Below are 12,905 nucleotides of genomic sequence, written 5' to 3'. Positions count from 1 at the left end.
CACTAAAGGATTTTTTGAGCGGACCGATAACTTAATTAACCAAGCAGAGTAACAAATAACAGTTACCGCTTAATTAGAGTAAGTTTGAGAGTAAATGATAAGTTTACTTCGGGAGAAATATCATGGCACTTTATGTAAATACAAATGTTAGTTCATTAAACGCTCAAAGACAATTAATGAATTCTGGTAACTCACTTGACACTTCATTCAAGCGTTTATCATCAGGTCTTCGTATCAACAGCGCGGCTGACGATGCGGCTGGTCTACAAATTTCTGACCGTTTAACATCGCAAATTAACGGCTTAAATCAAGGCAACCGTAACGCGAATGATGGTATCTCGCTAGCGCAAACTGCTGAGGGTGCATTAGATGAAGTAACATCAATGTTCCAACGTATTCGTACTCTTGCACAACAAGCTGCTAATGGTTCAAACACTGATGAAGACCGCCTAGCGATTCAAGAAGAAATTCAATCGCTTTCAAAAGAAGTAAACCGTGTAGCCAAAGATACGACTTTCGGTGGTCAGAATTTATTGGATGGAACCTATGATGCTGAATTCCAAGTCGGTGCTGATGCAGTACAAACGATTGGCTTCAGTATGAAGGATGTGGGTACAGATACAACACAAGCTGATGGCAGTGGTTATTCGATTGCAGCAAATAATGGATTTACATTGTCAGGTATTGCAGGCATTGCGAGTGCTTTGACTGATAAAGGCTACGGCGATATAGCTGCTGGAATAAGTTCATTGACTAATGCTGCCGCATCGTCAATTGCCTTTGCGGACGTATTTAAGGCTGATAGTATAAGTGTTTCGTCACAAGCTAATGCACAAAAAGTGTTTGCGGGTATGGATTCACTAATCGCTGTAGTTGATAAAAAACGTGCTGAGCTTGGTGCAGTACAAAACCGTTTTCAATCAACAATTCGTAACCAATCGAATATTTCAGAGAACTTAAGTGCAGCTCAGTCTCGAATCAAAGATACTGATTTTGCGCAAGAGACAGCGAACTTAACTAAGATGCAAATCTTACAACAAGCTAGCCAAACAATCTTGAGTCAAGCTAACCAACGTCCTCAAGCTGCATTAAGCTTACTAGGTTAATAGTTGGGGGGTTGAGTTAAAGTGAAGTCAAAACTTTGACTTAAAAGAAAAGCGCCTTTGTCTAATGGGGTATTAACAAAGGCGCTAAGATAGGATTGTAAAGCGGAGGCGCTCAAAATCCTGACAGTAGTGTTCTAACATTTGTAAGAACATAAAATGTGAAGCACAAATTATGCCATAGTTTGTGAAAAAGAACCCACTCTTAAACTTATCTCTTCCAAGGCTCCTATTAGGAGCCTTTTCTCATTCTTAAGTGTTTAGTTAATAGTTGGCCTATTAATTGCTCTAATTCTTTTAAGTTAATCAACTAATCAGCAAAGTGGCAGTTTTTTGCCCTAGGCGACTTAGAATTGCCGTTGTAAGGGTCACTTTGTCAAGTTCACTTTTAAAAAGTGGCTTTACTTTGACAGATAAGAAGAGAGTAAATTATGGCTTTATATGTAAATACTAACGTGAGTGCACTAAACGCACAAAGACAACTAGATAGAACCAGTGGTGATTTAGATACCTCGTTTAAGCGTCTTTCATCAGGCCTACGTATTAACAGCGCGGCTGATGATGCTGCCGGTTTACAAATTTCTGACCGCTTGCAATCACAAATTCTTGGTCTAAATCAGGGTAACCGAAATGCCAATGACGGTATTTCACTTGCGCAAACTGCTGAAGGTGCGCTTGATGAAATTACCTCAAGTTTTCAGCGTATTAGAACTTTATCACAACAAGCCGCGAATGGGTCGAATACGGATGAAGATCGCTTAGCAATTCAAGAAGAGATTCGTCAGCTTTCAGAGGAAGTCAATCGTATAGCTTCAGACACAACGTTTGGTGGTCAGAATTTACTAGATGGGACTTACTCTGCTAGTTTTCAAGTTGGTGCGGATGCAGTACAAACTATTGGCTTCAGTATGAAGGATGTGGGTACAGATACAACACAAGCTGATGGCAGTGGTTATTCGATTGCAGCAAATAATGGATTTACATTGTCAGGTATTGCAGGCATTGCGAGTGCTTTGACTGATAAAGGCTACGGTGATTTAGCTGCAGGAATAAGTTCAATGACTGGAGCTGATGCATCGTCAATTACTTTTGCAGATGTATTTAAGGCTGATAGTATCAGCGTTTCATCACAAGCTAATGCACAAAAAGTATTTGCAGGCATGGACTCGTTAATCGCTATAGTTGATAAAAAGCGCGCTGAATTAGGTGCGGTACAAAATCGTTTCCAATCAACTATTCGTAACCAAGCGAATATTTCTGAAAACTTAAGCGCTGCAAAATCACGTATTAAAGATGCTGACTTTGCAGCTGAAACAGCTCAATTGACTAAAAATCAAATTTTACAACAAGCAAGCCAAACAATTTTAGGTCAAGCAAATCAACGACCTCAAGCGGCTCTAAGCTTGTTACAAGGCTAAAATTTAAAAATTAGTCAAAAAATTTACAAATAAAGCTAAAGCTTTCGCTTTATCAGACGATAAACGAGTTAGAGAACTATCTTTCTAGGACTCTATGTCGGTTAGATAGCAGGGTAGGGGTATCCCGCTGTTTAACTATAAAATGATAAAGCGGAGGCTAATATGGCTTTATATGTAAACACTAATGTGAGTTCTTTGAACGCACAGCGCCAGTTAATGAAATCTGGCAATTCACTCGATACATCGTTTCAACGCCTTTCATCAGGTTTACGCATTAACAGTGCGAAAGACGATGCGGCCGGTATGCAAATTGCTAACCGTTTAACAAGTCAAGTTAATGGTTTAAATCAAGGCAATCGAAATGCAAACGATGGTATTTCACTTGCACAAACAGCTGAAGGTGCGCTTGACGAAGTAACGTCTATGTTCCAACGTATTCGCACACTTGCACAACAAGCATCAAACGGCTCAAATACAGATGAAGACCGTTTAGCTCTTCAAGAAGAGATTCAGTCGCTTTCTAAGGAAGTAAATCGTGTAGCCAAAGATACCACTTTTGGTGGTCAGAGTCTTCTGGATGGCACTTACGATGCAAAATTCCAAGTAGGTTCAGATGCAGTACAAACCATTGGCTTTAGTATGAAAGACGTTGGGACAGATACAACACAGGCTGATGGCAGTGGTTATTCGATTGCAGCTAATAATGGTTTTACATTGTCAGGTATTGCAGGCATTGCGAGTGCTTTGACAGAAAAAGGCTACGGCGATATAGCTGCTGGAATAAGTTCATTGACTAATGCTGCCGCATCGTCAATTGCCTTTGCGGACGTATTTAAGGCTGATAGTATAAGTGTTTCGTCACAAGCTAATGCACAAAAAGTGTTTGCGGGTATGGATTCACTAATCGCTGTAGTTGATAAAAAACGTGCTGAGCTTGGTGCAGTACAGAACAGGTTTCAATCAACAATTCGTAACCAATCGAATATTGCTGAAAACCTAAGTGCTGCGAAATCACGTATCCAAGATACAGACTTCGCGCAAGAAACAGCGAACTTAACTAAGATGCAAATCTTACAACAAGCTAGCCAATCAATTTTAAGTCAAGCAAATCAACGTCCTCAGGTAGCTCTGTCGCTACTTGGTTAATATACTTGATTTATAAGCCACTTTGGACATAGGTATTTTTTACTGAAGTGGCTTATACTCTTTAAGAGTGAAAATTTTGAGGTGTTACGATGATAGATCTTAATTCAACACAAAGGTCTAATGAGAACCTTACTAGTGGCAGTAATTCTGTAAATTTAAAAGCCGAAATAGATGACATTAAAGCAAGTAAAGGCACAGAAATTGCTAGAAGGGAAGCTGTCGATATTAAGATGGCAACCAAAGCGGAGCAAAAAGACAAAAAAGATCTTATTGCCGAAGTAAAACAAAATTTAGACAAGCTTAATAGCTATATCCCAGTTACATCAACAAATTTAATTTTTGAATTTGATGAAAAAGGGGAACCACCTATTATAAAAGTTCTTGATAGAGAAAACGATGAAGTTATTCGGGAGATCCCAACAGAAGAATTTCGTGAAGTGGCTAAAGCTTTAGAAGAGTTTGCCGATAAATTAACCAATAAAGGTTTGTTGTTCGATAGAACTGCATAAAGTTTAGTATTTAGGAGTATTACAATGGCATTAATTACATCAGCAGGGGTTGGCTCTGGACTTGATCTAGAAAGCATAATCAGTGCGACACTATCAGCTGAGAATACCCCTAAACTACAAGCTTTTGCAGAAAAAGAAGAGTCCTTGCAGGTTGAACTCTCTTCGTTGGGTGAAGTTAAATCAGCTATGTCAAAGCTTCAGGATACTATCGAAAAGCTTGCTGATATTGATAATTTTAACAAGCGTATTGCGAATATTAAGCAACCGACTAGTGATGATGGCGATCTGATATCAGTAACACCAACATCTGATATTTCACCAGGGGACTTCAATATTGAAGTGGTTGAACTTGCGCAGGGTAGTCGGGCGACATCTAATGCTGGGCTATTTACCTCAACAGATGATGTTGTTACAGCTTCTGGTGGTACTTTGTCTTTCGCCGCGGGTGATAAAAGCTTTGACTTATCTCTGGATGCGGGAGCAACGCTTGCTGACTTACGTGATGCGATTAATGATTCAGATGATAACTTTGGTGTTACAGCGAATATCATTAACACGGGGACAGAATCAAAGTTAGTCCTTACATCAAATGTATCAGGTACAGGTAATGATTTAGTTATTACCAACGATACTGCGGAACTTGATAATGTATCAACACTTGCTAACGATGGTGTGACTGCAGGCGGGATTGCAATTGCAGCAGGTGATGAAGCTAAAAGTGCAGAAATTAAAGTGGATGGTATTTCAATTGTTAATGATACCAATACTTTTAAAGATGCTGTACAAGACATGACAATTGTTGCAAAGCGACAAAGTGTTGACGGTGAAACGGCAAAGTTATCTGTGGATGTAGACACTGAAAGTGTTACCAAGCTAGTTGATGAGTTTATCGCGAACTATAATAATCTAATAGGTCAAATTGGCTTGCAAACTCGTGTTGGTAAACCTTTGAATGCTGATTCGACTATACGCTCATTTGATTCACAACTAATCAATGCACTCTCAACCCCCCTTACTGACGCAGGTCCTTTTTCGAGTATTTTTGATATTGGCCTAGGAGTTGACAAAGAGGGATACCTAGAAAAGTCTAGCTTAGTCCGTAGTTTAAATGAAGCTATGGATGAAAACTATGATGATATTGGCAAGGCTTTTGCTGGTGAAAATGGGATAGCAAAACAGTTAGAATCACTTTTTGACAATTACTTAGACTCTAAAGGAATCATGAACCAACGAGAAACTAATTTAAATTCTCAACTTGATGACTTAGAAGATGACGTTATAAACCATGAATATAGAATGGAAGAGTTAGAAGCAAGGCTTCGTCAGCAATATGCTGGCTTAGACGTGCTGTTAGCGCAAATGCAATCGACTCAAACTTACTTAAGTGCACAGTTATCAAGTTTACCTGGTTTTACAAAGTCTAAATAAAGTTGAAGAAAGTTTTAAATTGATAAATTAATGGGTGAATTATATGTACAACGCAAAAGTTAAAAATTATCAAAAAGAGGCCCTCAAAACACGAGTTGCTGGTGCAGACCGTTATGAGATTATTCAAATGTTGATGGCGGGTGCATTAGAAAAAATGGTGCTATCAAAAGTAGCTATTGAGAAAAAGCATTTAGAAGCTAAAAGTGAGCATTTATCAAAAGCATCTGCAATCCTGGAGGCTCTTCGAGGGTGTTTAGACTTTGAGGTGGGTGGTGAAGTGACAGAAAACTTATATGCTTTATACTCATATATGATAGACCGTTTATTAGATGCAAGTATTAAAAATGATCCTGAAATCGTTTCTGAAGTGTCTAACTTACTGAAAGAAATAAAATCTGCATGGGATGCTATACCTGCCGAAATCCGTAATCAAACTTTTGCTGAAAATAGCGCCCATGCAAGCTAAGCTTAATGAACTTTTACTTCAAATTGAAAAAATTGAAGAGCAATTAGAAGCTAATGAATTCGATGAAACGTCAAAAGAATTAAACTCTTTTCAATCATCGCTGGAAAAAACTTTCTCCAACTCTGAAAAAATCTGCGTTAATCAGTATCCTGTATTAGAAAATATTCAAAACAGAGTTAATGAAATTACCAACAAACTTATAAAGTTACAGTCACAAAAAAGACAAGATATAAGTAAATTAATAAAAAATAAAAAGAAAGTTGGTTTATACAATCAAATCAAGTAGGTACTACATGACCTCTCCATATGATATCAAGTCACAAATAGATGAGCTACAAGAAAAACTTACAGAAGTTCAAGCACATGAATTAAGAGAGCAGCAATTTGCGCTAGAAGCGAATGAGCGTTTTGAGAAAAATTGGGTTTGTTTACAAAAGTATTACCCAGAAATAGTCGAAGCTCTTTCAAACTATGAATTAAAAGAAGATTTTTGTATTCATGTGACGAAGTCTGGACACGGTAATTTTGTGCCGAATGGCTTTTCAACTCCTTTATACTCTCAAGATCCAATCAAGCAGGCCAAGGAGCAGGTACAAAAGCAAACTCACAATCCAGCATTTAGTCTAACAGATTACACAGGTTACCCTGATAATGAAGTGGATACCCGCCTTCATTCCAGTTATATGGCAAAGCTTGGCCGTCATATGAGAAAAGTTCGAGATTATCAAAAAAGTAAACTAACCAAATTACCAGATACATTTCCTTCAGGTATCATTTTTGGTATTGGGCTGGGTTATCATGTAACTGAGTTGCTTAAAGAGACTACGTTTGATTATTTGTTTTTGATAGAGCCCGATTTTGAGCAGTTTTATGCAAGTTTATTTTGTACTGATTGGTATCAACTTATTGAAAAAATAGATAAACAAGGCAATTGTTTATTTTTTCATTTAGGAGTTGATAAGAATAACTTTATTAATGATCTTGAACATCTTGTAGAAGAAGTTGGTGCCTTCTCTGCAGTAAGAAGTTTTTGTTTTCAGCATACACCAGATAGCAAAATAAATGAGCTAATATCAGATTGGGGTAGGGAGTATTTTCGATTTCAAATGGGGCATGGCTTTTTTAATGATGCAATCACGGGGTTAGCCCATTCAATTTCGCATTTAGAGAAAGATCAAAGCTTCTTAACAAATAAGAAGCGTTTACCTGAGCCTTTATTAGAATTACCTGTTTTTGTGGTTGGTAATGGTCCTTCTCTCGATGAGGCGATAGATTACTTGATAGACAATCAAAATAAGGGGATTGTGGTAGCTGCAGGTTCGGCATTAGCTTCGTTAGAGAAGGTTGGTGTTCAGGCAGACTTTCATGTTTTAGTCGAAAGACCTTATGCAAATTATAAAATTGTTGAAGATTCATTACCTAAAGAAGTTTATCAAAAGGTAAATTTACTAGCAGTTAATATGGTTCATCCAGCTACAAATGACTTATACAAATGGACCGGTCTTGCACTTAAGGGCAATGAAGCTGGCAGTGACTTAATAAATTCCTTAATGTTAGTTAAAAATGAGAAAATGTTACCATATATTCCATATTGTAACCCGCTTGTAGCAAATACAGCATTATCATTTTTTCTGAACTTTGGGTTTAAAAATGTTTATTTATTCGGTGTAGATAATGGTAGTTTTCCATCAGGTAAACATCACAGTACACACAGTTTTTACAAGAAGTCAGAAAGTGATCAAGAGGGGATAGCTTGTGCTCCTGTTACTCAAAGTAAATTAAAAGGGAATTTAGGAAATAGTTTCGTTTTCACGAATGATCTTTATAAAATTTCACGTAGTCAATTAGAGAAACTCATTGCGCATTATCCTAAGCGGGATGTTTTTAATGTTGGTAATGGCGCTTGGATCGAGGGAGCCCACCCTTTAGCAAGTGGTGAGTTAATTGATCATCAATATGATATAGACAAACCAATACTGGTTGAGGCTATTAAAAATAGTTATTTTGAACGATTAGCCATGACAAACTTATCTGACTCTGATTATCAAGTACATCGTTTTACGGAAGCATGTGAACACTTACTTGAAATTATGGATGAGTCATTTAGTTCTATCTCTGAGGCAAGTGCAATACTTAAAAGGCAACAGCGTTATGTTTATTCATTTAAAAATACTGTTCTAGGGCATATCTTCCATTTACTTAAAGGGTCATTACTTTATTATCATTGTCCAATGATTACCTTGCTTTACAGTTATGAAGACACTGACTTTACTCTAGAAAAGTTTAATGAACTTTTTGAACTATGGAAGCAATATATTATTGATATGAAACTATACTTTGCTGAAAACTATAAAAAGTTTTGTGATTATTTGAATTCAGGGCAAATAGCTGCGCTGGAAAAATAAGATAGGTACATTTTGCGATAACGATGAGCGTACAGACCGGTACGCTAACCTTGCACTGATTGGTATGCAGCAGGTGTACCAATATCAATGTAGCGGAGATTGGTTTGGTAGCTATAAAGTTTATTAATTAGTAGAGGTACAAAATCTAAGCTGATTTCATAAGCTGAGTTAACTTTAAAATGAGAAAAGTATTTAGAATAAACACCGGGGGAGAATACAAATAGTGCGCCGCTTGCCAAATTGCCAGGAGGATTTGGCTTTTTTTCGTAAAACCCGTTGATTACACCTGAATTATCTAATGTAACTATGCCACAACTTTCAGGGTTATTGGTTTTAAAAAGGAGTAATGTGGCTTCACAGCCTTTAGGCCTTTCGTTATGGGCTTTTATTAAGTTCGTTAAATCATCTTCGCAATAATTGTCGGCATGTATCACCAAGGTTGTGTCATCTTTCCAAAAGCCTACGTTTGTGATTAAAGTGCCACCAGTACCAAGTAATTTTTCTTCTTTAACTAATGTCATTTTCTCTTTGTAGGGTGAATTTTTGATAAACTCTTCAACCTGCTCAGCAAAGTAGTGTGTATTTATAAGTATCTCTTCTACACCAAGGTTAACTAATTTTTCTAACCATAGTGCTAATAGTGGTCTCCCATTAATTGGGACAAGGCATTTCGGAATAGTATTTGTGATGGGTCTTAATCGGGTGCCGAGGCCTGCGGCAAGTAAAATTGCTTTCATTTAACTAAATGACTCCTCAACAGTCTGCTTTAATAATGACAAAGATAAGGGGGTATTTCCTGTAGTACTAACCTGACAAGCTGAGGCTAGACTTCCTAGATAGTAAGCATGCCAAGGGGATGCATTAGCCGCGAGAGCAAGTGAGCTTGCTGCTAAAAAACAGTCACCTGCACCTGCTGGGTCAATAGCATGTTTATTGATTGCAGGTAACCTGTCATTTTCCCAATTTTTAAGGTCGCGACTGGGTTTATGGATCAATACTCCTTCCTCTGCCAGGGTTATGACTAAGTTCTTTGAATGGGACTTTTCTGTAAGCTTTTGTGCAAGTATTACTAATCCATCATCAGGGTTATTAAGAGCAACACGAACCTCTTTTTCTGTCGGTGTAATTAGATCCATATCAAAATAGCGTGATATATCACCAACTTGTGATGAGGTTTGACTATCGGCAACGAGCTTTACATCATATTGTTTGCATAAGGTAGTTAAACGCTGAACTAGAGACGTGGGCAATACACCATAGTTGAAATCAGAAAATACTAACAGATCAGTGTTAGGTAATAGTGCTTCTACTTGTTCGAAAATAGCATCCTGTATGTCTTTCGCTATTTTGTGATGTCTAACTTCATTCACGCGTAGTAGTGTTTTGCTTCCGGCTCTATATCTTGTTTTTAGCGGAGTCGGCCTACTGTCATCTAGATAGAAGTAAGGCGTTACCTGATAGTTTTTTACTTTTTCTTTAGCGAATGTGGCAGCTTCATCATTTCCTAATACGGAGATTAAATTTACAGCCTTAGCTCCGATAGATTTTATATGTGCGGCAGTAATTGCTGCACCACCAAGGAAGGTATCTGTTCTATTTGGAGTCATAACAATAGTAGGATCTTCTTGGGAAAGTCCTACGGCTGTTCCTTGTACATATTCATCAACTATTATCTCACCAATCACTGTTGCTCTAACATGTTTAACATCATCAAGGCATTTATTCATAGAAACTAAATCAATATTATGGCGTTGGGCATAGGCTTGGGATTCTGAGTAATCAAAGTTATTTTTTAAGTACTCTACGCGTTTAACAAATTGTTCTGCATTTGCTTCGAATTCGCCCGAGCCAAAAATTAGTTTTCCGCCATAACTGTTTAATGCTGTTAACTCAGGGTTATACCTTTCTTCAAACTCTTTACCCTTCACGACAGCGTGAGGTTTATGTTTTTCAATTAACTCACTTGCTGAATAAGTTGTTAGGAAAGCATCATCAACACATTCTAGCGATTTGACTAGTTCTAGTCTGTAATTTTCGTTTACACGACTCTTTACAGACATTGTGGCGTCACTATTTACGGCTACAATGAGCCAATCACCGCACTCTTTGGCAAATTTTAATAATCGGATATGACCGGGGTGCAGTACATCGAAGTTACCTTGAACTAGTATTATTCTTTTCATCGTTGTAGTTATTCATCAATAAATATATGTTTTAAATCATTGGGCTTGAGCTCTATCGGATGATTTTTTAACCTATCAAGGTTTACAGAGTTTATCACTTGTTTCACTTTATCAATACTTGATAGGCCTAGCTCACTAAAGCTGCTAGTTAGATGCGCTTTCATAAGAAAATACTTATATATCATACGCGCTTCTATTGCACAACTCACCCCTAATGCACTGTAAATTTCCCTAAGGGTTTTAATCAGATTGTAATCTGCTAATTGGTATGCTTTTTCTTCGTTGATTTTAAACATGTTAAGCATGCACAAAGCAACAGCATGGCCATGACTGATATTATATTGTTGAGATATGAAATAAGAGAGTGCATGTGGAGCAGTTGTTTTTGTTACATTTATTGCTTTACCAGCTCGATTGCTGGCCTCAGCTATTATGGTTTCAACTCTAGAAGTTGGAGCAGTTATAAAATCCTCAAAGTACTTTGCGATGTGAATGATTGCAAAGATGGCATCTTGTCGACTCTCTAATGTTGCCGAATTTGCCCAGTAAGATTCAATGGCCTGACAAAGCGCGTCTAAACAAGCCGACGCTTTTGTGTACAGGGGTAAACTACGAGATAAGTCAGGGTCTAATAAATAAAAGTTAGGTAGTAAGTCGGGGTGAGTAATTGAAAATTTCTTTTCCTGTATGTACATGACTGCAAAGCTAGTACTTTCACTACCGGATCCAAAAGTCGTCGGGATCACAAAAATGGGAATGCTCGATATGTTGTCGACAATTGGCGGAGTTGTTTCATCAGTGGATAAATCATTGCCTTTGTAATACTTGGTTAATTTAGCAATATCAATTGCTGTCCCTCCGCCAATCGCTACGATTGCTGTAGCGTTAACTTTTTCCAAATGAGTTTTAGCCAGTATAACCTCTTGGATAGTTGGGTTTTCGGAAAACTCACTGAAACGGTGAAATTGAGGAGAGTCCAAACTCAGCTTTTGTTTTATTTGGGTTTTCTCAAGGGACTTACCTGAAATAAGCAATATATTTAGATGCTCACAGAGCATAGCTCCTAATTCATGATAATTAATCTCTTGGTTCATTTTTTGAGTCATCTTTAGATTCATTATTCTCATCACACTTCATAAATGCCAATTTGCATTGTAGTGGAGTTTCTGTGGGTCTACCCAAACCTTGTCTGCGCCCTCTATCAATAACAACTTCTAGAAAAGCAGGTGAGGAAGAGGCGAATAATTTAGGCAAAGCACTATTCAATTCGTCTTGGCTAGTTACTCGTTCACTAAAGTGATAACCACAGCTTCTGGCAATTTGAGTCAACTCGACTTGTTTGCCTAATGTTGCTTGGCCGCCTACAGAATCATGGCAACCATTGTTAAGCACAATGTGCTTAAAGTTAGGCAATTGGCTATTGCCATTAATCGCTAAGCTGCCCATATGCATGAGCGCGGCGCCATCGCCATCAATGCAAACTATGTCATTTTTGTCATACATTGCTACGCCTAATGCTATTTGGCTGGCATGTCCCATTCCTCCGACTGTTAAAAAGTCATTGTTATGTGGTTGTGACTGTTTTTCTCGAAGTTCAAATAACTCCCTAGATGCCATGCCTGTTGTGCAGACTACCTTAGCGTTAGTGGGTAGTGATTTAACGATTAACTCAATTGCATTTTCTCTTGTAAAGAGTGAAGTTGGTGGTGCCACTGAGGCTTTTTCTACCATGTCGTTTAAAAAAGTATTTTTTGATACAACAATAGCAACGGGCCTCGATTCAGTTTTAGCTTTTTTGATCAGTTGATTGACACCGTCTGATGTATTCTCAGTGCTAGCATTGAGTTGCAAATAAGGAATACCCATCGTTTCTAATGTGGACAGGGTGATGGCACCTTGCTTTTTGTGCTGTGGTTCGTCTTTTATCCCTGGTTGTCCCCGCCAGCCAATTAGCAATACCATAGGAATAGAGTACACCTCAGGATCTGCGAGAGAAACTAAAGGATTGTAAGCGTTTCCTAATCCTGAATTTTGCATATATACCAAAGGCGTAGAGGCTGTTGCCAAGTGGTGCCCTAATGCCAGTGCAACTGCACTCCCTTCATTGGCAGTGATTATGTGTTGTTTTCCTGACGCTGAGCTTTCTAAATATTGACTAAATGAGCTCAGTAAGGAGTCTGGAACGCCAGCAAAGAAATCAATACTATTACTTTTTAGCAACTGACAAAACTGTGATACAGCAATCAT

Annotated in this window: 12 protein-coding genes; 8 read left to right on the top strand and 4 right to left on the bottom strand. The window is 38.0% G+C overall.

All coding sequences use genetic code 11. From position 1 onward, the window contains the following. Positions 1-122 precede the first annotated feature (122 nt). The 8 genes from L1D46_RS09775 to L1D46_RS09740 all read left to right on the top strand — a co-directional run bounded on the left by L1D46_RS09775 (position 123) and on the right by L1D46_RS09740 (position 8,475). Positions 123-1,106, top strand: coding sequence for a flagellin (locus L1D46_RS09775; protein ID WP_239977490.1), 984 nt, complete (start codon positions 123-125; stop codon positions 1,104-1,106). A 428-nt stretch (positions 1,107-1,534) separates the two neighbouring features. Continuing rightward, positions 1,535-2,521 (top strand): flagellin, encoded by a 987-nt coding sequence (locus tag L1D46_RS09770; RefSeq protein ID WP_239977489.1) that lies wholly within the window; start codon positions 1,535-1,537, stop codon positions 2,519-2,521. A 162-nt stretch (positions 2,522-2,683) separates the two neighbouring features. Further along, entirely contained in the window at positions 2,684-3,667 is a 984-nt protein-coding gene (locus tag L1D46_RS09765; protein ID WP_239977488.1) for a flagellin, read from the top strand. Positions 3,668-3,756: 89 nt separating this feature from the next. Further along, a complete protein-coding gene (locus L1D46_RS09760; RefSeq protein ID WP_239977487.1) occupies positions 3,757-4,176 on the top strand; it encodes a flagellar protein FlaG in 420 nt (139 codons plus the stop codon). Between the two features lie 24 nt (positions 4,177-4,200). After that, positions 4,201-5,604 carry a flagellar filament capping protein FliD gene (gene fliD, locus L1D46_RS09755; RefSeq protein ID WP_239977486.1) on the top strand — a complete coding sequence of 468 codons (1,404 nt, stop codon included), beginning with the start codon at positions 4,201-4,203 and terminating at the stop codon, positions 5,602-5,604. 43 nt (positions 5,605-5,647) lie between these two features. Then, positions 5,648-6,070 carry a flagellar export chaperone FliS gene (gene fliS, locus L1D46_RS09750; protein ID WP_239977485.1) on the top strand — a complete coding sequence of 141 codons (423 nt, stop codon included), beginning with the start codon at positions 5,648-5,650 and terminating at the stop codon, positions 6,068-6,070. Continuing rightward, entirely contained in the window at positions 6,060-6,356 is a 297-nt protein-coding gene (locus L1D46_RS09745; RefSeq protein ID WP_239977484.1) for a hypothetical protein, read from the top strand. Before fliS ends, L1D46_RS09745 begins: the two co-directional genes overlap by 11 nt. A 7-nt stretch (positions 6,357-6,363) precedes the next feature. Next, positions 6,364-8,475, top strand: a complete 2,112-nt coding sequence (locus tag L1D46_RS09740; RefSeq protein WP_239977483.1) for a 6-hydroxymethylpterin diphosphokinase MptE-like protein — start codon at positions 6,364-6,366, stop codon at positions 8,473-8,475. Positions 8,476-8,519: 44 nt separating this feature from the next. On the opposite strand, the gene L1D46_RS09735 is transcribed toward L1D46_RS09740, so the two are convergent. Genes L1D46_RS09735 through aepY form a run of 4 tightly spaced genes read right to left on the bottom strand, consistent with a single transcriptional unit; the run spans position 8,520 to position 12,905 of the window. After that, complete coding sequence (locus L1D46_RS09735) at positions 8,520-9,212, bottom strand: nucleotidyltransferase family protein (RefSeq protein ID WP_239977482.1); 693 nt, start codon at positions 9,210-9,212, stop codon at positions 8,520-8,522. After that, a complete protein-coding gene (locus tag L1D46_RS09730) occupies positions 9,213-10,658 on the bottom strand; it encodes a PfkB family carbohydrate kinase (RefSeq protein WP_239977481.1) in 1,446 nt (481 codons plus the stop codon). An 8-nt stretch (positions 10,659-10,666) separates the two neighbouring features. Continuing rightward, on the bottom strand, positions 10,667-11,764 hold the full coding sequence (locus L1D46_RS09725) for an iron-containing alcohol dehydrogenase (protein WP_239977480.1): 1,098 nt from the start codon (positions 11,762-11,764) through the stop codon (positions 10,667-10,669). Further along, on the bottom strand, positions 11,736-12,905 hold the full coding sequence (gene aepY, locus L1D46_RS09720) for a phosphonopyruvate decarboxylase (protein WP_239977479.1): 1,170 nt from the start codon (positions 12,903-12,905) through the stop codon (positions 11,736-11,738). Before aepY ends, L1D46_RS09725 begins: the two co-directional genes overlap by 29 nt.

It is taken from the genome of Pseudoalteromonas sp. Isolate3 (genome assembly GCF_022398505.1).
Lineage (GTDB): Bacteria > Pseudomonadota > Gammaproteobacteria > Enterobacterales > Alteromonadaceae > Pseudoalteromonas > Pseudoalteromonas apostichopi.
This window is presented reverse-complemented; position numbering and strand designations above follow the sequence as displayed.

Bases quoted from the DNA above. Each gene is read 5' to 3' on its own strand.
- L1D46_RS09775 (WP_239977490.1), top strand. From the start codon at position 123: ATGGCACTTTATGTAAATACAAATGTTAGTTCATTAAACGCTCAAAGA.
- L1D46_RS09770 (WP_239977489.1), top strand. From the start codon at position 1,535: ATGGCTTTATATGTAAATACTAACGTGAGTGCACTAAACGCACAAAGA.
- L1D46_RS09765 (WP_239977488.1), top strand. From the start codon at position 2,684: ATGGCTTTATATGTAAACACTAATGTGAGTTCTTTGAACGCACAGCGC.
- L1D46_RS09760 (WP_239977487.1), top strand. From the start codon at position 3,757: ATGATAGATCTTAATTCAACACAAAGGTCTAATGAGAACCTTACTAGT.
- fliD (WP_239977486.1), top strand. From the start codon at position 4,201: ATGGCATTAATTACATCAGCAGGGGTTGGCTCTGGACTTGATCTAGAA.
- fliS (WP_239977485.1), top strand. From the start codon at position 5,648: ATGTACAACGCAAAAGTTAAAAATTATCAAAAAGAGGCCCTCAAAACA.
- L1D46_RS09745 (WP_239977484.1), top strand. From the start codon at position 6,060: ATGCAAGCTAAGCTTAATGAACTTTTACTTCAAATTGAAAAAATTGAA.
- L1D46_RS09740 (WP_239977483.1), top strand. From the start codon at position 6,364: ATGACCTCTCCATATGATATCAAGTCACAAATAGATGAGCTACAAGAA.
- L1D46_RS09735 (WP_239977482.1), bottom strand. From the start codon at position 9,212: ATGAAAGCAATTTTACTTGCCGCAGGCCTCGGCACCCGATTAAGACCC.
- L1D46_RS09730 (WP_239977481.1), bottom strand. From the start codon at position 10,658: ATGAAAAGAATAATACTAGTTCAAGGTAACTTCGATGTACTGCACCCC.
- L1D46_RS09725 (WP_239977480.1), bottom strand. From the start codon at position 11,764: ATGACTCAAAAAATGAACCAAGAGATTAATTATCATGAATTAGGAGCT.
- aepY (WP_239977479.1), bottom strand. From the start codon at position 12,905: ATGATTGCTGTATCACAGTTTTGTCAGTTGCTAAAAAGTAATAGTATT.